Origin of the sequence: Streptomyces sp. NPDC001381 (assembly GCF_042895685.1) — a bacterium.
Lineage (GTDB): Bacteria > Actinomycetota > Actinomycetes > Streptomycetales > Streptomycetaceae > Streptomyces.
Genome location: NZ_JBIAWO010000003.1, coordinates 379,976 through 406,024, shown reverse-complemented (window position 1 = coordinate 406,024; position 26,049 = coordinate 379,976). Strand labels below are relative to the sequence as shown.

At 71.9% G+C, this 26,049-nt stretch carries 20 protein-coding genes; 11 read left to right on the top strand and 9 right to left on the bottom strand.

What is annotated here, in order from left to right; genetic code table 11:
• Nucleotides 1–81: 81 nt before the first annotated feature.
• The 7 genes from ACFY2L_RS15420 (at nt 82) to ACFY2L_RS15390 (ending at nt 9,421) form a co-directional block, all read left to right on the top strand.
• Complete coding sequence (locus tag ACFY2L_RS15420) at nt 82–2,409, top strand: DEAD/DEAH box helicase (RefSeq protein WP_390822568.1); 2,328 nt, start codon at nt 82–84, stop codon at nt 2,407–2,409.
• 264 nt (nt 2,410–2,673) lie between these two features.
• The gene (locus ACFY2L_RS15415) at nt 2,674–3,891 is read left to right on the top strand and encodes a DUF4190 domain-containing protein (protein WP_390822567.1); all 1,218 of its coding nucleotides are present in this window, start codon (nt 2,674–2,676) and stop codon (nt 3,889–3,891) included.
• Nucleotides 3,892–4,038: 147 nt separating this feature from the next.
• Nucleotides 4,039–4,791, top strand: a complete 753-nt coding sequence (locus ACFY2L_RS15410) for a GntR family transcriptional regulator (protein WP_390658474.1) — start codon at nt 4,039–4,041, stop codon at nt 4,789–4,791.
• A 411-nt stretch (nt 4,792–5,202) separates the two neighbouring features.
• Nucleotides 5,203–5,406 carry an SPOR domain-containing protein gene (locus tag ACFY2L_RS15405; RefSeq protein ID WP_390658475.1) on the top strand — a complete coding sequence of 68 codons (204 nt, stop codon included), beginning with the start codon at nt 5,203–5,205 and terminating at the stop codon, nt 5,404–5,406.
• 30 nt (nt 5,407–5,436) lie between these two features.
• Nucleotides 5,437–5,847 (top strand): (deoxy)nucleoside triphosphate pyrophosphohydrolase, encoded by a 411-nt coding sequence (locus tag ACFY2L_RS15400; protein WP_390822566.1) that lies wholly within the window; start codon nt 5,437–5,439, stop codon nt 5,845–5,847.
• 236 nt (nt 5,848–6,083) lie between these two features.
• Entirely contained in the window at nt 6,084–6,512 is a 429-nt protein-coding gene (locus ACFY2L_RS15395; protein WP_390822565.1) for an ATP-binding protein, read from the top strand.
• Nucleotides 6,513–6,760: 248 nt separating this feature from the next.
• On the top strand, nt 6,761–9,421 hold the full coding sequence (locus tag ACFY2L_RS15390; protein ID WP_390658478.1) for a SpoIIE family protein phosphatase: 2,661 nt from the start codon (nt 6,761–6,763) through the stop codon (nt 9,419–9,421).
• A 174-nt stretch (nt 9,422–9,595) separates the two neighbouring features.
• On the opposite strand, the gene ACFY2L_RS15385 is transcribed toward ACFY2L_RS15390, so the two are convergent.
• The 5 genes from ACFY2L_RS15385 to ACFY2L_RS15365 all read right to left on the bottom strand — a co-directional run bounded on the left by ACFY2L_RS15385 (nt 9,596) and on the right by ACFY2L_RS15365 (nt 16,759).
• A complete protein-coding gene (locus ACFY2L_RS15385) occupies nt 9,596–10,240 on the bottom strand; it encodes a dihydrofolate reductase family protein (RefSeq protein ID WP_390658479.1) in 645 nt (214 codons plus the stop codon).
• Nucleotides 10,241–10,413: 173 nt separating this feature from the next.
• On the bottom strand, nt 10,414–11,163 hold the full coding sequence (locus ACFY2L_RS15380; RefSeq protein WP_390822564.1) for an immunity 49 family protein: 750 nt from the start codon (nt 11,161–11,163) through the stop codon (nt 10,414–10,416).
• Nucleotides 11,164–11,360: 197 nt separating this feature from the next.
• A complete protein-coding gene (locus ACFY2L_RS15375) occupies nt 11,361–12,212 on the bottom strand; it encodes an immunity 49 family protein (RefSeq protein ID WP_390658481.1) in 852 nt (283 codons plus the stop codon).
• Nucleotides 12,213–12,223: 11 nt separating this feature from the next.
• Complete coding sequence (locus ACFY2L_RS15370) at nt 12,224–15,178, bottom strand: hypothetical protein (protein WP_390822563.1); 2,955 nt, start codon at nt 15,176–15,178, stop codon at nt 12,224–12,226.
• A gap of 144 nt (nt 15,179–15,322) precedes the next feature.
• Nucleotides 15,323–16,759, bottom strand: a complete 1,437-nt coding sequence (locus tag ACFY2L_RS15365) for a hypothetical protein (RefSeq protein WP_390822816.1) — start codon at nt 16,757–16,759, stop codon at nt 15,323–15,325.
• Nucleotides 16,760–16,970: 211 nt separating this feature from the next.
• Between ACFY2L_RS15365 and ACFY2L_RS15360 the strand changes: the two genes are divergently transcribed.
• From ACFY2L_RS15360 to ACFY2L_RS15350, 3 genes are read left to right on the top strand one after another with little or no spacing between them, the layout of a single operon-like run.
• Nucleotides 16,971–18,254 carry a hypothetical protein gene (locus ACFY2L_RS15360; RefSeq protein ID WP_390822562.1) on the top strand — a complete coding sequence of 428 codons (1,284 nt, stop codon included), beginning with the start codon at nt 16,971–16,973 and terminating at the stop codon, nt 18,252–18,254.
• 25 nt (nt 18,255–18,279) lie between these two features.
• The gene (locus ACFY2L_RS15355; RefSeq protein WP_390822561.1) at nt 18,280–19,266 is read left to right on the top strand and encodes a phosphotransferase family protein; all 987 of its coding nucleotides are present in this window, start codon (nt 18,280–18,282) and stop codon (nt 19,264–19,266) included.
• A 4-nt stretch (nt 19,267–19,270) separates the two neighbouring features.
• Nucleotides 19,271–19,597, top strand: coding sequence for a hypothetical protein (locus tag ACFY2L_RS15350; protein WP_390822560.1), 327 nt, complete (start codon nt 19,271–19,273; stop codon nt 19,595–19,597).
• Here ACFY2L_RS15350 and ACFY2L_RS15345 read toward each other — a convergent pair.
• Genes ACFY2L_RS15345 through ACFY2L_RS15330 form a run of 4 tightly spaced genes read right to left on the bottom strand, consistent with a single transcriptional unit; the run spans nt 19,578 to nt 23,489 of the window.
• Entirely contained in the window at nt 19,578–20,348 is a 771-nt protein-coding gene (locus ACFY2L_RS15345) for a succinate dehydrogenase/fumarate reductase iron-sulfur subunit (RefSeq protein ID WP_390662621.1), read from the bottom strand. The two genes, ACFY2L_RS15350 and ACFY2L_RS15345, sit on opposite strands and share 20 nt — an antisense overlap.
• Nucleotides 20,345–22,312 (bottom strand): fumarate reductase/succinate dehydrogenase flavoprotein subunit, encoded by a 1,968-nt coding sequence (locus ACFY2L_RS15340; protein ID WP_390822559.1) that lies wholly within the window; start codon nt 22,310–22,312, stop codon nt 20,345–20,347. The genes ACFY2L_RS15345 and ACFY2L_RS15340 overlap by 4 nt, the downstream gene beginning before the upstream one ends.
• A 17-nt stretch (nt 22,313–22,329) precedes the next feature.
• Nucleotides 22,330–23,163, bottom strand: a complete 834-nt coding sequence (locus ACFY2L_RS15335; RefSeq protein WP_390822558.1) for a hypothetical protein — start codon at nt 23,161–23,163, stop codon at nt 22,330–22,332.
• Nucleotides 23,164–23,198: 35 nt separating this feature from the next.
• Nucleotides 23,199–23,489 carry a hypothetical protein gene (locus tag ACFY2L_RS15330; RefSeq protein ID WP_390662618.1) on the bottom strand — a complete coding sequence of 97 codons (291 nt, stop codon included), beginning with the start codon at nt 23,487–23,489 and terminating at the stop codon, nt 23,199–23,201.
• Between the two features lie 253 nt (nt 23,490–23,742).
• On the opposite strand from ACFY2L_RS15330, the gene ACFY2L_RS15325 reads away from it, so the two are divergent.
• Nucleotides 23,743–25,932 carry an ABC transporter family substrate-binding protein gene (locus ACFY2L_RS15325; RefSeq protein ID WP_390822815.1) on the top strand — a complete coding sequence of 730 codons (2,190 nt, stop codon included), beginning with the start codon at nt 23,743–23,745 and terminating at the stop codon, nt 25,930–25,932.
• The last annotated feature ends 117 nt before the right edge of the window (nt 25,933–26,049 follow it).

Below are 26,049 nucleotides of genomic sequence, written 5' to 3'. Positions count from 1 at the left end.
CAGCCCGGCCGCTGTCGGTGCCGGGTGGGAGCATGGAACGCGGCGGGTGGGACGCGCACCGGCACAGCGGGGGAGGGGACCATGGGGCGGACCGAGGACGCGGAAGGCATCGGCGGCAGCCGTGTCCCGCCGCCGTACGATCCCGCCCCCGTCGTCGGCCGACGGGCGCGCGAGCTGTACGAGGCCGGGGCGCGGCTGTACGACACCGCCCGCACCCTGCGCGCCGACCACACCCGTGCCCTGGAGGCGGTGCGTGCCGCCCACGCGCCGCTGCGCGACGCCCTCGTCGCCGAGGAGCTCCGCTCCCTCCCGCCGGCCCGGCTGAAGGACGTCACCGAGGGCCGGCTGAGGCTCGCGGCACTGGAGGCCGCCGGATTCGACTCGGTGGGCGCCGTGCACGAGGCGAGCCGGCACGCGCTCCAGCAGATACCCGGCGTCGGACGGCAGACCGCCGACCAGGCCCTCGCCGCCGCCCGGCAGCTCGCCCGCGCGCTCGAGGAGACCGTCTCCGTACGGATCGACGTCGACGCCCCCGAGCCCCGTACCACCGCCCTGGTCACCGCGCTGTACCGGCTCGTCGAGGCCGGCCCCGACCTGCCCCGGGCCGTCGCCGCCGCCGAGCGTCACGAGACCCGGCTCGCCGAGCTGCTCCCCGCCCTGCGCCCGGCGACGAGCCGGCTCAGGCTGGCGGTGGCGGGCAGACACCGCCGGGAGGCGGCCCGGGCGGCCGCACGGGAGCTGCGGGAGCTGACGGCCGAGGCGGCGGACACCGACCTGGCGCTGCGGCTGGCGCAGGCCACCGCGGACCTGCTCCGTGAACCGGCGTCCGAGCTGGAGCCGTGGGTCGACTTCGAGGTGCGCTCCGCCGAGTACTACAGCCTGCTCGCGGAGATCTGCGCGCTCCCCGCGGACGTGGCGGCGGCCGAGGGGTTCGTACCGTCGGAGGTCGCCGAGCGGGTGCGCGCGCAGCCGCTGGACGACACCCACCGCCGGGTCTCCCTGCGCGGCTACCAGGCCTTCGGCGCGCGGTTCGCGCTCGCCCAGCGCCGGGTGGTGATCGGCGACGAGATGGGCCTGGGCAAGACCGTCCAGGCCGTCGCGGTGCTCGCCCATCTCGCGGCGGAGGGACAGGCTCACTTCCTGGTGGTCTGCCCGGCCGGCGTCCTCATCAACTGGACGCGGGAGATCCGCGCCCGCAGCGCCCTCAGGGCGATCCCGGTCCACGGTCCGGACCGGCGGGACGCCCACGCGGAGTGGCGAGAGCGCGGCGGCGTCGCCGTCACGACGTTCGACGTGCTGCACACCCTGCCCGCACCGGAGCCGGCCACGGCCCCGGGCCTGCTGGTCGTCGACGAGGCGCACTACGTCAAGAACCCGGCCACCCGCCGCGCCCGCTCGGTCGCCGCGTGGGCCGGGTCGTGCGACCGCGTCCTGTTCCTCACGGGTACGCCGATGGAGAACCGCGTCGAGGAGTTCCGCACCCTCGTCCGTCATCTCCGCCCCGAACTGCTCCCGGAGATACGCGACAGCGACGCGGCCGCCGGACCGCACGTCTTCCGCAAGGCGGTCGCGCCCGCCTATCTGCGCCGCAACCAGGAGGACGTCCTCGCCGAGCTTCCCGCGCTGATCCAGGTCGACGAATGGGAGGAGTTCAGCGCCGCCGACCAGGAGGCCTACCGGGCCGCCGTCGCCGAGGGGAACTTCATGGCGATGCGCCGGGCCGCCTACGCCGACCCGGAGAAGTCCGCGAAGCTCCAGCGGCTGCGCGAGCTGGTCGCGGAGGCGGCGGCCAACGGCCTGAAGGTGGTCGTGTTCTCGTACTTCCGGAGCGTCCTGGAGACCGTCCGGCAGGCGCTCGGGGACGGGGTGTCCGGCCCGATATCGGGGTCCGTGCCCGCCGCGCGCCGCCAGCGGCTCGTCGACGAGTTCACCGCCGCCGACGGGCACGCGGTGCTGCTCTGCCAGATCGAGGCCGGCGGTGTCGGGCTCAACCTTCAGGCCGCCTCCGTGGTCGTCCTGTGCGAGCCGCAGGTCAAGCCGACGCTGGAGCACCAGGCCGTGGCCCGCGCGCACCGCATGGGCCAGGTCCGTCCGGTCCAGGTGCACCGCCTCCTGGTCACCGACAGTGTGGACGACCGCCTGCTGCGGATCCTGGCCGACAAGGCCCGTCTGTTCGACGCCTACGCCCGGCGCAGCGACACCGCCGAGGCGACCCCGGACGCGGTCGACGTCTCCGACACCGGCCTGGCCCGCCGCATCGTCGAGGAGGAGCGGCGCAGGCTGACGGCGGGGGAGCGGCCGGGGGCGGCGGACGAGGCGGGCGAGGCGGCCGGGACCGCTGGGACCGCCGGGGCCGGGATGGAACAGGAGACCACCGGCGACGGTGTGTCCTCCGCCGTCAGGCCGTAGTCCCCCTCGGAAGCGGGCGGTGGCGGAAAACCGCCGTCCGAAGGCCCGCGCGCGCGGCTCTCGGGACGCCCGTCGGCCCCCGTGCGGCAAGCGCGTTCACCGCCCGGATCGTCGTATTGGTGATCGCCGTTCCGCCTCCGCGTGCTGCCCGCTTACGATGCGCGCAGCCGATCAGTCGCACGACTGTTCCACGCCACTGCCGGACCCCGCTGCCACACCGCCCGCACCCCTGCCTGAACCGTCTGAACCAGGAGCACGGTACTCGTGTCCATACCCCCGCCCCCAGGGCCCCAGCAGCCCCAGGACCCGTACCAGCCTCCGCAGCCGCAGGGCGCGTATCCGCCCCCGCCGTACCCGCACCCCCAGGGGCCGTACTCCCAGCCCCCCTACGGCGGCGCGCCCTACCAGGTCTGGGGCCAGGACCACACCCCGTTCGCCCGGCCCGCGCCCGTCAACGGCGTGGCCATCGCCGCCCTCGTCCTGGGCCTGCTGTGCTTCCTGCCGGCCGTGGGTCTGGTCCTCGGGATCATCGCGCTGGTGCAGATCAAGAAGCGGGGTGAGCGCGGGAAGGGGCTGGCCGTCGCGGGGGCGGCCGTGTCGTCCCTGGGTCTCGCCCTGTGGGTGGTGGCGCTGTCCACGAACGCCGCCTCCGACTTCTGGGAGGGCGTCAAGGAGGGCGCCAGGGGCAGCAGTTACTCGCTCGTCAAGGGCGACTGCTTCGACGTGCCGGGCGCGGGCTTCGACCAGGACGTCTACGACGTCGACAAGGTGCCCTGCTCCGGCGCGCACGAGGGCGAGGTGTTCGGCACCGTCCCGCTGTCCGGCGAGGACTACCCCGGTGACGACTACGTCACCGACAAGGCCGAGGACGAGTGCTGGACGCTGCAGGACAGTTATGCCATGGACCCCTGGGCGCTGACCGAGGAGGTCGAGGTCTTCCACCTCACGCCCACCGCCGACAGCTGGGCGTGGGGCGACCGGATGATCACCTGCGTCTTCGCGCACACCGACGAGTCCGGCACCCTGACCGGCTCGCTGCGCGCCGACGCGTCGACGCTCGACGCCGACCAGGTGGCCTTCCTCGAGGCGATGGACGCCGTCGACGAGGTCCTCTACGAGGAGCCGGAGGACTACGCCGAGGAGGACCTGGACGCCAACAAGGACTGGGCGGCGGACGTCCGGGACGTGCTCGGCGAGCAGGCCGAGGCGCTGCGCGGCCACACCTGGTCCGGCGACGCGGAGAAGTCCGTCGCGGCGCTGGCGAAGGACATGGAGGCCGCCCGCGCGGACTGGGCGAAGGCGGCGACCGCGCGCGACGTCGACACGTTCTACCTGCACTACGACAGCGGTTACGGGTACGTCGACGGCGACACCACCGTCGCCGCCCGTGAGGCGCTGGATCTGGTCACCACCCCGCCCTCGTACGACGAGGACGACTACGACACCGGGAGTGACAGCGGCAGCGGGAGCGAGGATGTGTGATCACTCCCATAGCGGGGAGAAAGTCCCTGCGTAAAGCCCTGCCGGGGCACATGTCATCACATCGAGTGATTCTCTGGCCTTCGCTTGCATGGTCGAACCCACGGTTGCCACGCTGTTGCTGTCTGTACAACCTGATGGGAGCGGCCAGTGACATTCGGTGAGCAGCCGGCGTACCTGCGTGTCGCGGGTGATCTCCGCAAGAAGATCGTCGACGGCTCCCTGCCCCCGCACACCCGGCTCCCCTCCCAGGCCAGAATCCGCGAGGAGTACGGGGTCTCCGACACCGTCGCCCTGGAGGCCCGCAAGGTGCTGATGGCCGAGGGGCTGGTCGAGGGCCGCTCCGGTTCGGGCACGTATGTGCGGGAGCGGCCGGTGCCGCGCCGGATCGCACGCTCCGGCTACCGGCCCGCGAGCGGGGCCACGCCGTTCCGGCAGGAGCAGGCCGAGGCGCACGCGCGCGGGACCTGGGAGTCCAGCAGTGAGCAGACCGAGGCGAGCGGCGCCGTCGCCGAGCGGCTGGGCATCAAGACCGGCGACCGCGTGATGTGCACCAAGTACGTCTTCCGGGAGGCCGGCGAGGCGATGATGCTCTCCACCTCCTGGGAGCCCCTCGCCGTCACCGGCCGTACGCCCGTGATGCTGCCGGAGGAGGGGCCGCTCGGCGGCATGGGCGTGGTCGAGCGCATGCGGGCCATCGACGTCATCGTGGACAACGTGGCGGAGGAGGTCGGCGCCCGCCCGGGCCTCGCCGAGGAACTCCTCGCCCTGGGCGGCGTCCCCGGGCATGTCGTCCTGGTCGTCCAGCGCACGTACTACGCCTCGGGCCGTCCCGTCGAGACGGCCGACGTGGTCATCCCGGCGGACCGTTACCGGGTGGCGTACCACCTGCCCGTCAGATAGCCGCACGATGCCCGCCCGGCGTCCTGCCCGCCGAATGGTTGCCGGCCTCGCGGCGGCCTGCGGCGCCCTTCCGGTAGCGCATCGCGGCGGGCGGCGCACACCCCTCCGGCAGTTGCCCCCGGAAAACGCCCGCCGGGAGCCCCTCACGGCGCCGTCAAAAACCGGCCGTTTCCGGCCGTTCTCGCAGGTCGTCCCATATATGCCCGACACCCCGCCGACCGGACGCGTCAGGGCGCGCGCACGGCGCGTTCGGCCCCGTGCGCCCCCTGCGTCCTGGCTGGTTGCGTACCTCTTTGTGCAAAGCCGTATTCGCTGTGTAAAGGTTAGGCGTACGCTCGGGCATATGCGGATTGCGGTTTCCTTAGAGAGCGGGGCGCGCGGCGGGCCGCGACGGGCAGGCGGAGGGGTGCGATGAACGAGGGCACCATCTCCTTGCCCTGGCTCGTCATACGGCAGGACGACAACGGCAATCGCTACCGCGTGGGCCGGTACGCCACCCGTGCCGAGGCCCAGAAGATCGCGGACAGCCTCGACAGCCGTGGCCACAAACAGCTCTACTGGGTCGAGCGCATCGGCCAGGGCCGGCCCCAGAGCGGAGACGGCACCCGGAACTGACGTGCGCCGGCGTCCCGTAGGCTCCGCCGCATGACCGAACGGATCGTGGTGGTCGGAGCCGCCCTCCTCGACGGCGGCCGCCTGCTCGCCGCGCGCCGCAGCGCACCGCCCGACCTGGCCGGCCGCTGGGAGCTGCCCGGCGGCAAGGTCGAACCCGGCGAGTGCCCGGAGACGGCCCTCGTCCGTGAACTGCGCGAGGAACTCGGCGTCGACGCCGAGGCCGTCGAGCGCGTCCCGGGGGAATGGCCACTGAGGACGCCGTACGTCCTTCAGGTGTGGACCGCCCGGCTGCGCCCCGGCTCCGCCGCTCCCTCACCCCTGGAGGACCACGACGAGCTGCGCTGGCTGGCCCCCGATGAGATCTGGGACGTGAACTGGCTCGACCAGGACGTCCCCGCCGTACGCGAGACGCTCGCCCGGCTCGACGCAGGGGCACGCTGACACGACGCCGGGCGTACGGCACGGAGGGGGAAGGCTCCGGGCGTCCGTGTCGCACGGAGGGGAAAGGCTCCTGCGTCCGTCCCGCACGGAGGGGAAACGCTCCCGCATCCCTGCCGCACGGAGCCGGAAGGCCCCTGCGCACCGCCGCGCCGCGGTGCGGCCCCCTGCGCCCGGTGCGCGGTACTGCCCGCCAGATATCGGGTATGGGCCCATTAACCCCACGAAACCGGACATGGGTGGACTCGCTGTCCTGGGAAGTGATCGGTGTGATCGACACCGAAGGCGACCGCGCCGAGTGGACGTTCCCGGCAGATCCCGGTGCGGTGCGCACCGCCCGCCGTGTCGTCCGGACCCAGCTGAACAGCTGGGACCTCGACAGCCTGGGAGACATAGCCGCCCTGCTGGTCAGCGAACTGGTGACCAACGCGCTGCGGCACGCCACCGGCCCCATCGGTGTCCGGCTGATACGTCCGGCCGGCCTGGAGGACGTCCTCCTGGTCGAGGTCTCCGACCCGTTGCCGGTGCCGCCCCGCGAGCGCGCCGCCCGACTTGAGGACGAGAGCGGCCGCGGACTGCAGCTCGTGGCTTCCTCCTCCCGTCGCTGGGGCACCCGGCCCGGGGAGAGCGGGAAGACGGTCTGGTTCGAACTCACCGTGCCGGGCTGACCCGTGTACGGCGGGCGTCGCCGTGTCACCCGTCCGGTTGCGGTCGCCGAGCGGTCTCGGATGAGGTGGTTCGACCGCGTGCCCGCTGGTTAGAAGACTGGAAGTGTTGTCGCGGAACGGGCCAAAAAACGCCTGGACCGTGCTGTGATCGTGAACACCGTGTCGTGCGGCGCCGTAGTGCTGGATACTGCGGGCAGCCGCCGCCGGTGACCGGTGCCGGACGCGGTGAGCTGGAGGGGACGGTTCGCGTGAGCGAGATACCAGCGAAGGCCACGGAGTCCGAGGACCCGTCGGACGGCGCGAGGGCCAGGGCCACAGGTGCACTCGCGTCGCACACGGCCGATGCCTCGGATCCCGTGCACGACGGTCTCGCGGAGGGCGAGGCGGCTCCCGGGGACGCCATCTGGCAGAGCAGCCCGCCCGGATCCATCTACGACTACATCAAGGTCGCCTCCTTCTCGATCGGTCCCGACGGGCTCGTCGACCAGTGGAGCCTGCGCGCCGAACAGATCTTCGGCATCCCCGCAGACCGGGCGGTCGGCATGGATCCCATCGAGGCGTTCATCGACCCGGACCTGCGCGAGCGCGGCCAGCGCAAGATGGCCGAGATCCTCGACGGGCGGGAGTGGACCGGCGTGGTCCCCTTCCGGACGCCGGACCCGGTGCCCGGCGGCGGGCGCGGCGAGAGGGGACTCGCCGAGGTGTACGTCATGCCGACGCGCAGCCTCGACGGCGAGAAGGCCGCCGTGTGCATCGTCGTCGACGTCCGCACCCTGCGCAGCATCGAGACCGACCTCGCCGCCTCACAGGCAATTTTCGGTCAATCCCCGTTCGGCTTCCTGCTGATCGACCCCGACCTGCGGATCCGCCGCGCCAACCAGCGGTTCTCCTCCATCTTCGGCGGCACCCCCGACGACCATCGCGGCAAGGGCGTCCACGACTATCTGCCCCGGCCCGAGGCCGACCGGGTCAGCGCCACCCTGCGCCGGGTCCTGGAGACCGGCGACTCCATCACGGACATGCACGTCACCGGGTTCGTGCCGGGCTCCGAGGAACGCCGCCACTGGTCGATCAACCTCTACCGCGTGCACAGCGGGACCGGCCGCCCCATCGGTGTCGCCTGGCTCGGCACCGACATCACCGCCCGCCGCGCCGCCGCCCGCGAGGCCGCCGCCGCCCGGCGCAATCTCGCCCTGCTGAACGAGGCGGGCGCCCGCATAGGCAACTCCCTCGACCTGGAGACCACCGCGCGCGAACTCCTCGACGTCGTGGTGCCCGGCTTCTGCGACCTGGCCACCGTCGACCTCTACCAGGGCCTCCTGGCCGGCGACGAGACCCCGCCCGGACTCGCCGACGGCAGCGCCGAACTGCGCCGCGTCGCCTTCTCGTCCGCCGTCTCCGACACCCCCTACGCGGTCGACGGCGCGCCCGTCCCCGTCGGAGCCGTCCACCACTTCGCGTTCAACTCGCCCTGCGCGGACGTGCTGCGCACCGCGCGGCCGCAGGCCATCCCCGGCGAGGAGGGCGGCCTCGTGCAGTCCACGCTCGCCATCCCGATGGTCGCCCACGACACCGTCGTAGGCCTCGCGCAGTTCTCGCGGACCAAGGGCAGCGAGCCGTTCGGGGACCGGGACCGGGACCTCGCCGTGGAGCTGGCGGCGCGTGCCGCCGTCTGTATCGACAACGCGCGGCTCTACCGGCGGGAGCACGAGCGGGCGTTGATACTGCAACGCTCGCTGCTGCCGCCGGGCGACCCGGTCGCCTCAGGTCTGGACATCGCCTGCCGCTACCTGCCCGGCAACGCCTCCACGGGCCGCCCCAGCGAGGTCGGCGGCGACTGGTTCGACGTCATCGAACTGCCCGGCCACCGCACCGCGTTGGTGGTCGGCGACGTGATGGGACGAGGGCTGCGCGCCGCGGTGGCGATGGGTGAACTCCGCACGGCGGTGCGCACCCTGGCCCTCCTCGACCTCGAACCGGCCGAAGTCCTCTCCGCGCTGGACGAGATCGCGCGCGGACTCGGCACCCCCGGCGGCGTCCAGCAGGCCACCCGCGCCGCCCGCCGCCCCCGCGAGGCCGACCTGTCCGAGGTCTATCTCGCGACCTGCGTGTACGCCGTCTACGACTCGGTGACGCGCCGCTGCACCTTCGCCAACGCCGGCCATCTGCCTCCCGTCCTGGTGGAACCCGGCGAACCGGCGCTGATGCTGGACGTGCCGCCCGGCATGCCGCTGGGCGTCGGCGGGGAGCCCTTCGAGGAGGTGGAGGTCGACCTCCCCGAGGGCGCGCTGCTCGCCCTGTACACGGACGGCCTGGTCGAGTCCCGCGACCATCCCCTGGACGAGGGTCTGCAGGCCTTCGTCGGGGCGCTGACGGATCCCTCCAGCCCCCTGGAGGACGTCTGCGACCACGTCCTCAACACCCTCGACACGCACCACGGGGAGGACGACCTCGCGTTGCTGATGGCACGTGTACAGGGCCTGCCCGCCGAGTCGGTCGGCGACTGGACGCTGCCGCGCGAGCCGCGCAGCGTGGGCCGGGCCCGGGAGTACGCGCGCGGCCGGCTCCAGTCCTGGGACCTCGAACCCCTCGTCGACACGACGGAACTGCTGGTCAGCGAGCTGGTGACGAACGCACTGCGGTACGGGGAGGGCGAGATCAGGCTCCGTCTGCTGCTCGACCGCACCCTGGTCTGCGAGGTCTGGGACGCCGGCCTGGTCCAGCCCCGCCGCCGCCGCGCCCGCGACACGGACGAGGGCGGCCGGGGCCTGCAACTGGTCGGCCTCCTGAGCGCCGCCTGGGGCTCCCGCCGGACACCGCGCGGCAAGACGGTCTGGTTCGAACTCCCCCTACCGGACGGCGAAACAGGCCTCACGGACCCGGCGGAGGCGCTGCTGAGCCTGTTCTAGTGCTCTGACCGCACAGGTTCCGCTCGCCCGCCGCGGTGTCACCTTCCAGCGCACCAGGACGTGGAGGGAATCCCCGACCCGGACCGCGAGGCGGAGCGGGACCGGACCGAGGAGAGCCTTGACCGCTTCCCCGACCGGGTCTTCGCGCCGCCTGAAGTCGAGCGGGAGCTCGCGTCACCTTCGCCAGAAGAGGTGGTGCACCACACCACTCGGGCTGGGCACGACCTCCAGGTGGAACCGGTCGAGCAGCTCATCGGGGGACTCCCAGAGCCGCAGTCCGGACCCCAGCTCCACCGGCGAGACCGCCACATGCATGGTGTCGACGAGGCCGGCGTCAAGGAACTGCCGGACGGTGGTGACCCCGCCGCCGAGCCGGACGTCCTTGCCCTGCGCCGCTTCCCGCGCCCGTTCGAGGACCGTGGCCGGGTCGCCGTCGACGAAGTGGAAGGTGGTGTCGGAGAGTGTGAACGACGGACGCGTGTGGTGGGTCATGACGAACACCGGGGTGCGGAACGGGGGCTCCTGACCCCACCAGCCTTGCCACTCATGGTCCTGCCAGGGCCCGCGCTGGGGCCCGAACTTGTTGCGGCCCATGATCTCGGCGCCGATGTTGCGCGCGAAGTCCCGAGTGAAGCAGTCGTCGAGGCCCCGGCTTCCCCCGGGATCCGTGCGCATCGGCCAGCTCGCCGTGGCTCCGGCCCATGCGAACAGCCTCTCGGGATGATCGTGGCCGAACGGCCGCTCGAGACTCTGGTGCTCACCCGCACCGATTCCGTCACTCGAGACGTTGAAGTTCATGACTCTCAGCAGTTGATCCACGTGTGTCCTCGTCCGTCCTGTCGCGCCATCTTGCGGCGAGGCGCCGCACATCATGACGTCGAACGGGACGCGGCCGGATCGACAACGGCCCACAACTTCTTTCCCGTTCTCCTGCAGCACAGCGAGGCGTTCTTCCGCGTTCCCCGTGGGCATGGGAGGGGCGGAGACGGTCGTCACGTGCGGAACTCGCCCACCCAGGTTCCCTTGAGAAGGTGCCTGGGAAGGTATTCGGACTCGACCTCGATGGGGATGCCCGCGTCGTGCGCCAGACAGGCCATGGCCAACACGCCCACGGGCACGAGTCCCCTCGGGTCGTTGGCGCGGTCGTCGCCCGTGGTCCAGTACTGCTTGTGCAAGGTGAGGGCGTTGGCCAGCGACTGGTTGAATCGTTCGTGGTCGGCCGCGCCGAACCGGTGGAACAGGTCGACGACGGGCCAGAGGAGCTTCGTGGTGGCCTCGGGCCCGGCGATCGGAGCTGCTTCGGGCGCAAGGCCTTGGGCGGCCTCAAGGAGTTTGTCGCCGAGTTCCGGTCGGCTCAGCCAATATGCCTGCAGGGCTTCCACCCATGGGTAGACGTAGGCGTCGTACTCGGCACCGGACTGACGCAGCAAGGAGACCGGGACCTGGCACAACGCGTCCAGCCGTTCCTTGTCGCGGCAGATCACCGAGAGCAGGAACACGGTGAGCCAGTTCCCGGCATCCACCCATGGCTGCGGTCCCGTGGCAGGCACGGACCGCACTTCGTGGTGGATGAGGCACTCCACGCTCTCCTCGGTCGTGGTCGCTGCGGCGAACATTGCCGAGCCTGCCTGCATGGCGGTCACCCACACCTCCCACGACTCCAGCCACTCCGCCGTGGGATCAGCCGCCGCACGCTCCTGCGCGAGGAGCAGCGGGTCGGACAGGGCGTCCCTGATCGCCATCGGGGACTCCTGCAGGTCCTCCAGAGCCCAGACGATGCCGCGGCTGAGTACGGGCTCGCGGCCCGGGACGTCACTTCTGCCGAAAACATGGCGAGGAACGTCGAGCACCATTGGCGTCCTCCCGGTAGGTCGAAGCAGCTGACTTCCCCACCATGGGCAGCGTGGTGTTTGCTGGCCGGCTTAGGTCAGCTGATGCCTCAGGTGGGGAACTCGCCCAACCAGTTGCGTCCCAGGAGGGTTGCGGGCAGGTACTCGGATTCGACCTCGATGGGGACGCCCGCGTCGTGGGCGAAGCACGCCATGGCGAGCGGGGCGAGGGCGACGAGACCGGAGGCCTGGAGAGAGCGGCTCTCCTCGGTCCAGTACTCCTTGTGCCACTGGAGGGCGTTGGTGAGAGCCCGGTTGAAGCCCGCGTTGTCCTTGCGGACGAAGCGGTGGAACATCTCCATCGGCGGGTAGAACAACTTGCCCGCGGTCTCGGGGTCGGTCGCGGCCGCGGGGTCGGTGCCGTCGACCGCGGCGACCAGTTTCGGGCCGAGGTCGGGGCCGCCGCGCCAGTAGGTCTGGAGGGTGTCGATCCAGGCGTAGTGGTAGGAGTCGAAGCGCTCGCCGTTCTCCCTCAGCAGGTCGAGGGGGACGTCGCACAGGGCGGTGATCCGGTCCCGTTCTCGGCACACCACCGCCAGGTAGAAGGCCGAGAGCCAGGAAGCCGGGGTCACGTACCACTGCGGGCCGGTGGCCTGCAGGGTGCGGTCCTTGTGCGCGATACGGCACTGCACATGGTCCTCGGCCGTGGTCGCGGCGGCGAACACGGCGGAGCCGACCTGCATCGCGGTCACCCAGGCGTCCCACGTCGGGTAGATCGACCCGCGCGGGTCGAGGAGGCAGCGCGACTGGGCCAGAATGAGGGTGGTGCTCTGGGCGTCGCCCAGATCAGTGGAGTCCGCCTCCAGCCCTTCGATCAGTTCCTCTGCGTTCTCCTGGAGCACGGCGAGGCCTTCTTCCGCGTTCCCCGTGGGCAGGGGAGGGCGGGTGATGTTCGCGACCAACGCGTCACTCCTTAGAAGAGCTTGAAATGCTTGAGCTCGGCCCCAGCATACTTACCAGCGTTCTCGGTGGCCTGGACGAGGACGTACTTGAGGGTCTTGTTCTTGAGGGCTTTCCCGATCTCCTGGGCGTACTTGGCGTCGTTCGGCGAGAAGGCGGCGCGCTCCTTCATGTCTGCCAGGATCGTGCGGACGTACTCGACGGTTCCCTGCTTCACCATCGTGCCGCTGTCCCGTGCACCGTTGCCCTGACGCCACTCCAGCCGCGCGTTCGGCCCCTTGGCCTCCACAATGACGAGATTGCCGTCCTTGTCACGCCAGAGCTGGTCGAACCTCTTGGACCCGTTGGGCGTCTCGGGAAGGTCGGTGATCTCCTTGGCGCCCGCGAACTCCGGCTGCTGGAGCATATGCCGACGTGCGGCCTCCTCTCCGAGGGCCTCGCCGAGCTTGCTGTTGTTGTTGACGCCTTCACCGACCGTGTTGTCGAAGTGTTCCTGTGCCTCTGCGAGGGCCTTCGCGGCCTCGTCGGTCTGGAGATCGTCGAAGGCCTTCTGGGCAGCGGTCAGCTCCATGCCCGCCACACGCTTGGCGGATACGTCGTCGAGGTGCGCCAGGTTCTCCGGTGGGACCGTGTCCCGGCCTCTCTCGAGGGGGTTGAGGTCGAACTTCTCCGGGCTCGCGTACGGCAGGTCGTCGGCGGCCATCCAGCCGCCGCCCGGCTTCTCGACAAGCTTCGGGAGCAGTTGCCCGTCCACCAGTTCATCGGCGCTGTTGCGCTTGCCGGGTCCCCACTTGTCGTAGTGCTCCGCGCGCCAGGCCGGGTCCTCGTTGGCCAGCCGGACGTGCTCGCGGGTGATGGCCGCCCGCTCCGCCGGCGTCCTCTCGTCGGCCGGTTTGTCGCGGGCCGCCTCGTACTCCTCGCGGTGCCGTGCCGCGTCGTCGGCGCCGGAGGCCGCGTCGTCCGCACCCCGGGCCGCGTCGTCCGCGCCCCGGGCCGCGTCGTCCGCTCCGGAGGCCGCGTCGTCGCCGAGTCCGCCCAGGTCGTCCAGGCCGCCCCCGTGAGGAGTTCCGGGGCCGTGGCCCGGGAGGTCGTGGCCGCCGCTTCCCGGGAGGTCGTGGCCCGGGGTGCCGGTGTCGGTGGCGTGGCCGCCCGGCACGTGATCGCCCGTCGACGTGCCCGGCACCGCGTTGTCCCCGGTGCCGGCCGGGGCGTGGGTGTCCACGCTGTTCGTCGGCAGGTTGTCGCCGGCGTGGCCGCCGGGGAGGTGGTCCGCGGTGCCGCCGGGGAGGTTGTCGCCCAGGTGGGTGCCCGGCAGGTGGCCGCCGGCGTGGACCGTGGGCAGGTCGCCGCCCGCGTGGACGACCGGTGTGGTGGTCGCGTCGTCGCCCGCGCGGCCGACGTCGCCGAGGCCGTCGTCGAGGCTGTTGCCCAGGCTGATGTGCTGTCCCGCGTTGCCGGCGGTGTGGGTTCCCGCGCCGGCCAGGGCCGGTTCCCGCGCCGGGGAGTCCACTCGGGGGACGTCCGAGCCGGAGCCGGGGGGACGGGTGCCGGGCTGGTCGACGATGTCGCCGGGGCCGTCCTCGGCCTGCTTGAGGACGGTTCCGTTCTCGTCCAGGAGGTTGCCCTGCGGGTCGTAGTAACGCGCCGGTGCGCCCTCGTCCGTGGGCAGCTTGACCGAGCCCTCCGGGATCGCCGGGGTGTTGTCGGGCAGCTTGACAGTGCCGTCGGGGAGTTTCGTCGCGCCCTCGGGGATCGCCGCGCCCTCCGGCAGGTGCACCGTGCCGTCGGGGAGCTTGACCGAGCCCTCCGGGAGTTCGATCACCGTCTCCGGGAGCTTGGGGATGTCGATGTTCCCCACGCCCTTCAGCGCCTTCGTGATGTCACCGATCTTCGACAGGCCCGCGCCGGCACCCTTGGCGATGTAGGTCATCGGGTCGATCACACGACCCGCCTTGCCCGCCACCGACAGGACCTTGGCGACCGCGCCCGCCTTGCCCGCACCGGCGGCCGCACCGCCCGCGCCGCCGGTGAAGACGGTCGTCAGGACGTTGAAGGTGACCGCTCCGGCCGCGCGGCCGGGGTTCTTGCCCCACTCGTCCCACGCCACCAGCGCCTTGCCCGTCTCCTTCATCGCCGTGCGCGAATCACGCAGCCAGGAGGGAAGCTTGTCGTCGGGCAGCAGCCAGAACGCCGTACCGATACCCGGCATCGACGTGATCACCAGACCCGTCGCCAGCTGCGCCAGGCCCTTCCACGCCTGGCCCATCGCGTCCCAGCCGCCGAAGCCCACCAGCGTGCCCAGACCCTTGATCGTGCCCCAGACCCCGTCCACGATCAGGCCGTCCCACACGAACGACTTCACCCAGTGGCCGACCTCGTACCAGTGGTGCCGCTCCTCCACCGGGTCACCCCAGGGAAGCTTCGCGTTCTTCATGTCCTCGGCGTTGAACCCGTACTGGTCCTTGCGCTCGGACCCGTCGCCCGCGACCATCTGGGTCCCGCCCCAGATCGCGGTGATCTTGTTGTGGCAGGTCCGCTCCGCCGCCCAGAACGCCGCCACCGTCGCGGTGATGTCGTCGCGCAGCTGGTTGTGCTCGTCGACCTTGTCCTCGTCGTACTCCCACTCGTCGTCGTCCTTGACCGACGCCACGAACGTCGACGCCTTCGTCTTCAGCTCCAGCAGCTTCGACACCAGCGGACGGATCTCCGTCGCATACGACGACAACGCCGTCGACACCGTCTCCAGATCCGTCGCGAAATCGTCCGCACGGTCCTTCACCGGCTTCGTCGTCGCGAAGAGCTGCTCCGCCTCCGGCGCGTGGTAGAAGGCGGACAGCCCCTGGAACTGCGAGTGCACATCACTGCCCGTGGACCGGACATTGCCCGCGTCCTTCTTCAACGCGGCATGATCCAGCTCCAGTTGGAACAGATTGCCGGTGAACTGAGGAATCTCCTCCGGCTTGATCATGGCCAGCACACCCCCGTGTGTCCGTCTCTCGCCCCGCCGGAATTACTCACGACAAGATCGGATCATCATACAAAAGGGTACTGACGGTGCCTCGGAATCGTCACCGATCCGCCACAACTGGAGTCGATTTCAGCCCACTTGACCTCAGACGCCGTCGAATCCCAGCGGCTGCGACCCACCGTCGGCCGCGTCGCCCGGGAGGATTCCGCCGAGGACCGCACCCGCCGTCCCGGTCGCGTCGGAGCCGCCCGCCACACCTTCCGGTGCGCCGGCCACCGGGTTCCCGCGCAGGCGTACGTCCTGCTCGGCCAGTTCCCGTGCTTCCAGGGCGAGTTCGTCGGCGCGTTCGGCGTCGGCCCACGTCCCGGACGCCAGAAGCCGCCGCGCCTCCGCGAGCCGGGTGCGGGCCGTGGCGCCCACCGCGCCCCGGTGCGTCGTGACGAAGTCGTCGGCGGCGGCGGTCGCGGCACGGGCGACGGACAGCGCGGCGGCCGGCAGCACTCCGGACCGGCCCGAGGTCAGCGGCGCGGTCGCCCGTACGATCCGGCGCAGGACGTCCAGCGGGTCGTACGCCTGTCTCGACGTCAACTCCAGTCGCACGGACGCCAGGACGGTGTCGGCGTGGAGCAGCCGGGGGTGCGGCTCGTCCTCCTTGAGCGGGTGCCGCCGTACGGTCGCGAGTTCCGCCTCCGCGCCGGTGAGCGCCGCCGGCACGGTCGCCTCGGCGTCGCGCAGCTCGGCGGCCGAGCGGTCGACACCCTCGATGAACACCGCCGCCTGGGCGACGGCGGCCTCGGCGGCGCGCAGATACCGGGCCGCGTTCTCCGGCCGGCCGGAATCGCTGGCCTGACGCGCCATGTTGAGCCGGGCGGTGGCGAACAGCAGCCGGTCCTTGGCCTGTTCGACGTTGCCGGTGAGGAAGGCGGTCGCGGTGGGCGCGTAACGCCGCGCCAGGTCGGCGAGGAGGGTCTGCGCCGGGCCGGTACGGCCGGTCAGCTCCCGGAAGCGCGCCTCGGCGTGCGGCAGGGCCGCCTCCAGGTCGCGCAGGTCCGCGAAGTCACCGGCCACGGCGTCCAGCCGCCGCCCGGCCTCCTCGCACCGCCCGACGATCCCCGCGAGCGCGTGCCGCCGGGCCGCCTCCTCCACCGGTATGCCCTCGTCGTACCGCTGCCGCATCCGGAAGGCGGCGGCCAGTTCGCCCTCGGCGTTCCGCAGCGCACCCTCGAACGGGGCGACCGTCCCCGCGTCCAGAAGACCCTCCGCGAAGCCGAGTTCGGCCCGCGCCGTCCGGAGCCGGTCGTCGGCGTGGACCAGTGCCGCCCCGGCCTCCGCGTCCGGTCCGGCCAGGGGCGGCGCCGCACTCACGGGCGGCGGACCGCTCGCCCCTCCGGGCGTCGTCCGCTCCCGAGCGCGCCGCACCCGGCGTACGTACCCGTACCCCGCGACCGCGCCCACCGCGCCGCCCACCACGAGCGGCAGCACCAGATCCGCCGTGGACGTCTCGCCCTCCTCCGCTGCGGCGGCGCTCGCGGCGGGCACCGGCGCCTTGATCGCAACCGGTGCGTCCCTCACGGACGTCATCGCAGGCAACACCAGCCACACCACCCCGGCCGCACCGCCCACCAGGGCATGCGTCACCCGCACGGATATGTGCGCCTTGGCACGCCGTGGCCGGCCCCGATGCATGGATGACGTCACATTTCGGAGCGTATGGCCGCGAATGCGGCCACGCGAGCGGGATACGCCCGAGACGGGGGTGCTGGGACCGGTGACCACTGAAGGGGGAACGGGGATGGCGAACGACAGGGCTACGGACGCGGACCTCACTGCGGACGCGGACGACAGTGACGTGAACGCGGACACGGACCACACGGACACGGATGTGAATGCGGACACCGGCGCGGGCGCAGATGCAGATGCAGACGCAGACGCAGACGCGAAAGGGGACGCGCGCGGGAAGACGGAGCCCGACCCGGGCGCCCAGCAAGAAACCCGGCAAGACACCGACCCGCAAGCCGACCCGCAAGCTCCGCAGACCCCCCGGCCCCCAGGGCCACGCCCCCGGCCCCGGCCCGGGCGCCGCCGCCTGCGCCGCCTCGCGCTCGCCGCCGTCCTGCTGCTCCTCACGCCGGTCCTCGCCTCCCAGATCGCCCTCGGCGTCAACTACCTGGGCGACCCGGCCGACGGCACCCGCACCCGGAACAAGGACGCCATCTGGCTGGGCCACGCCTGGGTCGACGGGCGGAAGGACGACGCCGACGTCAAGGCCCTCGCCGGCCGGCTGCGGGACACCGGGATGCGCGATCTGTACGTCCACGCCGGTCCCCTCGAACACGACGGGACGCTGCCCGCGACGGCCTACGCCAGGGCGGCCTGGTTCATCGCCGCCGTCCACCGGGAGGCGCCCGGTGTCCGGGTCCAGGCCTGGCTGGGGGACAGGCTCGCCAGTGAGAGCCCGAACGGCATGCGGCTGGAGCGGGCGCGCACCCGTGCCGCCGTCGTCCGGTCCACCCGCGAGATCCTCGACGTCGGCTTCGAGGGCGCCCACTTCGACCTGGAGCCCCTCCACTCCGGCGACCGGAACTACCTCGCCCTGCTCGACACCCTGCACGAGGTCACCCGCGCGCGCGGCGCCCAACTCTCCGTCGCCGCACACCAGATCGATCCCGTCCCCGGCTTCCACTCCTTCTGGGGGACGACCACCGGGCACCCCAAGTGGTGGTCGCAGCGGTTCTTCGGCCAGGTGGCCCGCCGCGTCGACCAGATCGCCGTGATGTCGTACGACACCATGCAGCCGCTGGAGAGCACCTACGGCGGCTACGTCGCCCAGCAGACCTCCCTCGCGCTGGAGGTCACCCCGTCCTCCACGGACCTGCTGATGGGACTGCCCTTCTACCGGGAGAACCGTTTCGGCCACTGGGCGCACGCCGAGACGGTGGCCGCCGCCGTCCGGGGCGTCCGCCTGGGCCTGTCCCGCACCGACGCCGACCGCGAGAACTTCGGCGTCGCGGCGTACGTGGACTTCACGGCGACGGAGACCGACTGGACGTCGTACGAAAAGGGATGGGTGCGCTGACGGCGTCGGCGCGACACTGCGTCCCATGACCCGACAGCACCTCACCACCGCCGGCCTCGCGCCCCTCGCCCGCGCCGCCGCGGGCAGCCGCCGCACGCTCGCCGGTGTCACCCGGCTGACCGGTGGCAGCAAGAAGGGCGTCTACCGGCTCACGTACGACGACGACACGACGGCGATCGCCTACGTCTGGTCGCCGGAGGAGGACTACTGGGACCGCGCGGCGGCCCCCGACCCCCGCCGTCCCCTGTCGCCCGCCACCGGCCTCGGCCTCTTCACCGCCGCACACGACCGCCTCGTCGCGGCCGGTGTCCGCACGCCCCGGCTGCTGTTCGCCGACCCCGCGGGCGGCTGCCTCCCGGCGGACGCGGCCGTCGTCGAGGACGTGCGGGGCGGGAGTCTGGAGGAGGCGCTGGAGCGGGACCCGGCGTCGGCCGCCGTGACCCTCGGCCGGCTCGCGGGTGAGCTGAGCGCCCTGCACGCCTGCGCGGGGCCCCAGCCCGGGAAGGTCGCCGTCGTCGACGCCGGCGGGAGCTCGCTCGGCACCTCGGCCGCCGGCATCGTCCTCGAGGGCGCCCTGCGCGATGTCGAGGAGGCCGCCCGACGGGACGGCCGTGTCGCCGTCGTGCGCGAGGAGATCGCCGGGCGCCTGCGCGCGCTCGCCGCCGCCGTCGCGCCCCGCGACCGGCACACCCTCGTCCACGGCGAACTGGGGCCCGACCACGTCCTGGTGACCCCGGACGGCGAACCGGTCCTCATCGACATCGAGGGCCTGATGTACTTCGACGCCGAGCACGAACACGTCTTCCTCGCCCTGCGCTTCGGCGAGTGGTACGACCGGCTCCACGCGCCCGGCCTGGACGAGGACCGCCTCCGCCTCTACCGCCTCGCCATGCATCTCTCCCTCGTCGCGGGGCCCCTGCGCCTGCTGGACGGCGACTTCCCACATCCCGGCCCCATGCGGGACATCTCCGAGTCAAATCTCTTGCAGGTACTGGAGATCGCGGGACCATGAGCACATGCACTGGATTCTGGTGGCCGTCTCAGTGGTGTGTGTGACGGTGATGGGGGCGGCCGGCGTCGCGGCGCTGTGGACGGGGTGGACACCGAGGTCCGGCCGGGGCCTCGTGCTGCGGCCGAAGCTGTGGGGGACCGGCGTCCTGCTGAGTGCCTTCGGCCTGACCGGCTTCATGTTCCTCGGCCCGCTGGGCGCCATGCCGCCTCCCTTCCCCTGCCTTCCGCTCGCCGGCATGGCCCTGAACCTCGTGGGCCTCGCCCTCCAGAGCCTGGCCCGGCGCCCGGGGCGCGCCGCCCACCCGCCCTCGGCTACGAGGACCGTCTCCTGATCTTCGACCCCAGCCACACCAGCGGGTCGTACTTGCGGTCGACGGCCCGCTCCTTCAGCGGGATCAGCGCGTTGTCGGTGATCTTGATGCCCTCGGGGCACACCTCCGTGCAGCACTTGGTGATGTTGCAGTAGCCGAGGCCGTGCTCGTCCTGGGCCGCGCGCTTGCGGTCCAGGCCGGAGTCCTCGGCCGCGTCCAGCGGATGCATGTCCAGCTCGGCCACCCGCATCAGGAAGCGCGGACCGGCGAACGCCGTCTTGTTCTCCTCGTGGTCGCGCACCACATGGCAGGTGTCCTGGCACAGGAAGCACTCGATGCACTTGCGGAACTCCTGCGGCCGGTCCACGTCCTCCTGGAACATCCGGTACTCGCCCGGACCGAGGCCCTCGGGCGGCACGAACGCCGGAACCTCGCGCGCCTTCTCGTAGTTGAAGCCCACGTCCGTCACCAGGTCCCGTACGACCGGGAAGGCGCGCAACGGGGTGACGGTGATCGTCTCGGACCGGTCGAACACCGACATCCGCGTCATGCACATCAGCCGGGGACGCCCGTTGATCTCCGCCGAGCACGAACCGCACTTGCCCGCCTTGCAGTTCCAGCGGACGGCCAGATCGGGCGCCTGGGTGGCCTGGAGGCGGTGGACGATGTCGAGGACGACCTCGCCGTCGTTCACCTCGACCTCGAAGTCCTCCAGGCCGCCGCCCTCGGCGTCACCCCGCCACACCTTGAAGCGGGCCTCGTAGCTGCTCACTCGTACAGCTCCTCTTCGGCGAGGTACTTGACCAGCTCCTCCTTCTCGAAGAGGGCGAGCAGGTCCGGGCGGATGGGGTCGGTGGTCTCCCGTACGAGGTGGATCTGGCCGCGCTCGGGGTCGGTGGCGGCGAGGCCGCCGGTGGGGTCGGCGAGCCGGCACAGCAGGTTCACGTTGCGCCACGCGCGGTCCATCGTCGGGTGGTCCTCGCGGGTGTGGCCGCCGCGGGACTCGGTGCGCTCCAGCGCGGCCCGCGCCACGCACTCGCTGACCAGCAGCATGTTCCGCAGGTCCAGCGCGAGATGCCAGCCGGGGTTGAACTGCCGGTGGCCCTCCACCCCGGCCCGCCGGGCCCGCACCCTGAGCTGCGCCAGCTTGCGCAGGGCCTGCTCCATCTCGCCCTCGCGGCGGATGATGCCGACCAGGTCGTTCATGGTCTGCTGGAGCTCCTGGTGGAGGGTGTACGGGTTCTCGGCGGGGCCGGCCGGCTCCTCGCCCCCGGGCTCCGCCTCGGCCGAGAAGGGGCGCAGGGCCTCCGCCGCCGCCGAGTCGATCTGGACGTCGTCCACGGGCGGGCGCTCGTACGCCAGGCCCGCCGCGTACTCGGCCGCGTGCAGCCCGGCGCGGCGGCCGAAGACCAGCAGGTCGGACAGCGAGTTCCCGCCGAGGCGGTTCGAGCCGTGCATGCCGCCGGCCACCTCACCGGCCGCGAACAGCCCCGGCACCCCGCGCGCCGCGGCCGTGTCGGAGTCGACCGCGATGCCGCCCATCACGTAGTGGCAGGTCGGCCCCACCTCCATCGCCTCCGCCGTGATGTCGACGTCGGCGAGCTCCTTGAACTGGTGGTACATGGACGGCAGCCGCCGCTTGATGACCTCGGCGGGCATCCGCGTCGACACGTCCAGGAAGACCCCGCCGTGCGGGGAGCCCCGGCCGGCCTTCACCTCGGCGTTGATCGCGCGGGCCACCTCGTCGCGCGGGAGCAGTTCCGGGGGCCGCCGGTTGGTGTCCGGGTCCTCGTACCAGCGGTCGCCCTCCTCCTCCGACTCGGCGTACTTCTCCTTGAAGACGTCGGGGACGTAGTCGAACATGAACCGCTTGCCGTCGGAGTTGCGCAGCACCCCGCCGTCCCCGCGGACGGACTCGGTGACGAGGATGCCCTTCACCGACGGCGGCCAGACCATGCCCGTCGGGTGGAACTGCACGAACTCCATGTTGAGCAGGGGCGCGCCGGCGAGCAGCGCCAGCGCGTGGCCGTCGCCCGTGTACTCCCACGAGTTCGAGGTGACCTTGAAGGACTTGCCGATGCCCCCGGTCGCGATGACGACGGCGGGCGCCTCGAGGACGAAGAAGCGGCCGGTCTCGCGCTCGTACGCGAAGACGCCGGAGACCCTGCCGCCCGCGGCGGAGCCGCCGTCGGGCGCCGTCTTCAGCACGCGGGTGACCGTGCACTCCTGGAAGACCTTCAGCCGGGACTCGTAGTCGCCGGTCTCGCGGTGGTCCTCCTGCTGTAGTGCGACGATCTTCTGCTGGAGGGTGCGGATCAGCTCCAGGCCGGTGCGGTCGCCCACGTGCGCCAGCCGCGGGTACTCGTGGCCGCCGAAGTTGCGCTGGGAGATCCGGCCGTCCTTCGTACGGTCGAACAGCGCGCCCCAGGTCTCCAGCTCCCACACCCGGTCCGGGGCCTCCTGGGCGTGCAGTTCGGCCATCCGCCACTGGTTGAGGAACTTGCCGCCGCGCATGGTGTCGCGGAAGTGGACCTGCCAGTTGTCGTGCTCGTTGGCGTTGGCCATCGCCGCCGCGATGCCGCCCTCGGCCATCACCGTGTGCGCCTTGCCGAACAGCGACTTGCAGATCACGGCCGTACGGGCACCGCGCTCACGGGCCTCGATGGCGGCGCGAAGGCCCGCGCCGCCCGCGCCCACGACCACGACGTCCCACTCCTGCCGGTCGACCACGGACATCAGAAGGCCCCACTCCTCTAGAAAAACCTCGGATCGTCGAAGACACCGGACGCGACCAGGTACACGTAGAAGTCGGCGAGCGCCACGCTCACCAGCGACGCCCAGGCGAGCAGCATGTGCCGGGCGTTGAGCTTCCCGACGAACTGCCACGCCCGGTAGCGCACGGGGTGTCTGGAGAAGTGCTTCAGCTTGCCGCCGACGATGTGCCGGCAGGAGTGGCAGGAGATCGTGTACGCCCAGATCAGCACGATGTTGGCCAGGAAGACCAGGGTGCCCAGGCCCATGTGGCCCCAGGCGTAGTGCTCGTCGCGGAAGGCGAGCACGGTGTCGTAGGTCAGGATCCCGGCGACGACGACCGCGGCGTAGAAGAAGTAGCGGTGGATGTTCTGCAGGATCAGCGGGAAGCGGGTCTCACCCGTGTAGGTCCGGTGCGGTTCGGCCACCGCGCAGGCCGGGGGCGAGGCCCAGAAGCCCCGGTAGTAGGCCTTGCGGTAGTAGTAGCAGGTCAGGCGGAAGCCGAGCGGGAAGATCAGGATGATGATGGCGGGGGAGATGCCCCACCAGCCTCCGAAGATCTCCGCGTTGGGGCCGGCGTGCATGGGCCGGCAGTTCTCCGCCAGGCAGGGCGAGTAGAACGGCGAGACGTAGGGGGCCGCGTAGTAGTCGGCGTTCGCGAAGGCCCGCCAGGTCGAGTAGACGATGAACGCCAGCAGACCGGCGGCGGTGGCGGCGGGGGCCAGCCACCAGCGGTCGGTCCGCAGATGGGGGGCGGCGATCGCGGCACGGCCCGCGCCGCGTACGCCGCCCGGGGGATGGGGGTCGGTCGATGGGGGTTCCGTACCAGTGGCCAATGCAGGACTCCGGTCGGTATGGGGTCTTGGGGTGGTCAGGGGGCGTGACGGTCCCGGGCGCCGAGTCCTTCGTCGTCCGTGTCGATCCACAGGGAGTCGTCGTACGGCGTGTCGGGGATGGTGACCAGCTCGGGCTTGCGCGGTGCGGCGGGGTGGGAGGCCGCCTCGCGCAGCAGCGCGACGCTCTCCCTCAGATGGTCGGCGTCGGTGCGGACGCGGCGCATCTCCAGACCGCCGCTGCCGAGCTGGTGCTCCAGGCGGCCGACGGACCGTGAGAGGTCGTCGAGGCAGCGCTGGACCGCAGTCAGGTCGTCGTGCACGGACATGACGTGACCTCGCTTCCGTGGGCGGCTGTGCCCTGGACGGCAACGTTCATGCGCCTGCGAGTGTTGCGCGTCACACCGGTCGATGTGAAGGCGTGTGCAGCGATTGGCGGATGCGTTGCTCTCTCCGAGTGGGGTTGAGCGCTCCGGCCGCCGTGTCGCCCTCGGCAGGCGAACCCTTTCCTCTTCAGTGGGCTGTAGATCTGATCAAAGTCCAAAATACCCCTAAATGTGATCAGAGGTGCCAAAGATGTCGATGCCCTACGACGGCGTCGGGCTGCGCTCGGTCATGCGCTCGGTCGCCTTCCTCGCCGCGGGTGCGCTCACGGTGACCCTGCTGAGCGGCTGCGGCTCCTCGGACGAGGCCGGCAAGCCGCTGGCCCACCAGGACATCGCCCCGGCCGCCCGCGCCCTGGTCGCCGACGGGGGCACGCTGCACTGGGCGGTCGACGCCGTGCCGGAGACCTTCAACACCTTCCAGTCGGACGCCGACGCCACGACGACGCGCGTCTCCCAGGCCGTGCTGCCCTCGATGTACCGGCTCGACGTCAACGGGCGCGCCCGGCGCAATCCCGACTACCTGGAGTCCGCGAAGGTCGTCGACACCGAACCCCGACAGGTCGTGCTGTACAAGCTGAACCAGCAGGCCGTCTGGAGCGACGGCCGGGAGATCGGCGCCGCCGACTTCGCCGCCCAGTGGCGCGCGCTGTCCGGCAAGGACAGCGCCTACTGGACCGCGCGCAACGCGGGCTACGACCGGATCGAGAAGATCGAGCGCGGCGACAACGACCTGGAGGTCCGGGTCACGTTCAGCCGTCCGTACGCCGACTGGCAGTCGCTGTTCTCGCCGCTGTACCCGAAAGAGGTCATGGGGACGCCCACCTCGTTCAACGACGGGGCGCGGCGCACGCTGAAGGTGACCGCGGGCCCGTTCCTGGTGAAGAAGGTCGACCGCAAGAACGGGCAGGTACGGCTCACCCGCAACCCCCGCTGGTGGGGGGAGCCGGCGAAGCTCTCCGAGATCGTGCTGACGGCCGTGCCCCGCGAGGACCGGGCCGCCGCCCTGGCCGCCGGGAAGATCGAACTGGCCGAGATCGACCCCGCCGACGCGCAGCGCATCGACGGCGCCGCGAAGGGATCGGCGGCCGGACCGCTGTCCGGACCCGGCGCCGGGCGCACCGCCGCGAAGGCCCTGCGCTCCTGGGCCCTCGCGCACGGCTCCGACGAGGAGGCGGCGGATCACGAGACCCACGCCCGCAAGAAGCTGAGCAAGGCGATCGCCACGTGGGAGAAACAGCAGAAGGCGCTGCGGGACTACGAGGTACGGCGTTCCCTGGAGCCGGCCTACACCCAGCTGGCGCTCAACGGCGCGGACGGACCGCTGGCCGACGAGCGGGTACGGCGGGCCGTGGCCCGGGCGCTGGACCGCGGGGAGCTGGCCGAGCTGGTGCTCAAGCCGCTGGGCCTGCCCGCGGTGCCGGTCGGCAGCCATCTCGCCCTGTCCGGTCAGGAGGCGTACGCCGACAACAGCGGCGCGCTCGGCGGCCAGGACACGGCCGAGGCGCAGGCGCTGCTCGCGGACGCCGGATGGGTGGCCGGGGGGCCGGTCAAGGAGGAGAAGAAGGGCGAGAAGGCGGCCGGCCCGAAGGGGAAGGCGTCCAAGGACGAGGGGGAGAAGTCGCCCGGGGGTTCCGACGGGGCGTACGTCGTGGGGGAGGACGACAAGGCGGGGCGGGAGCCGGACGGGAAGGAGGGCGAGGAGTCGGCGCGGCAGCTCGCCCAGGAGGGCAGGCAGTACCAGCACCGCCGTCAGGGCGGCGCCCCCGGCGCCTACGCCCCGAAGGGCACCCGGGCTCCGGCCGGTGCCGCGGCCGGGGCGCTGGCCAAGGACGGCAAGGCGCTGTCGCTGCGGTTCGTGCTGCCGTCCGGGCCGGGCTCGGAGCCGCTGCGCACGGTCGCCGCGCGGATCACGAGGATGCTGGAGAAGGTCGGCATCCGCACGGAGACCGTCAAGGTCTCGGACGAGAGCTACTTCAAGGACCACATCGCCTCCGGCCAGTACGACCTCGCCCTGTACTCCTGGCCCGCGACCGCGTTCCCCGCCACCGACGCCCGCCCGATCTACGCCAAGCCGGTACCGGCCGCCGACGGCTCGCTCAGCGTCGAGCAGAACTACACCCGCGTCGGCACCGACCAGGTCGACCAGCTCTTCGACCGGGCCCTCACCACCCTGGACGCGGAAGAGGAACGCTCCCTGATCCGCAAGGCCGACTCCCGCATCTGGGCGGCGGCCGCCTCGATCCCCCTCTACCAGCGCCCCCAGCTCACGGCCGCCAGAAAGAACGTCGCCAACGCCGGCTCCTTCGGCTTCCAGACCCCCGTCTACGAGGACATGGGCTTCCTGAAGAAGGGCGCCCAGGCACCCCCGAGGCCGTCGGCGTCGTAAGGACGGGCCCCTTTGCAGGCCGCTGCCCCGCACCGACGCGGCGCGGCGGCCACCCGCACGTCCGGGTGAACCCGGCGCTGACCGGACCAAGAGCCTCACCTGCTGCCATAGCGTCCA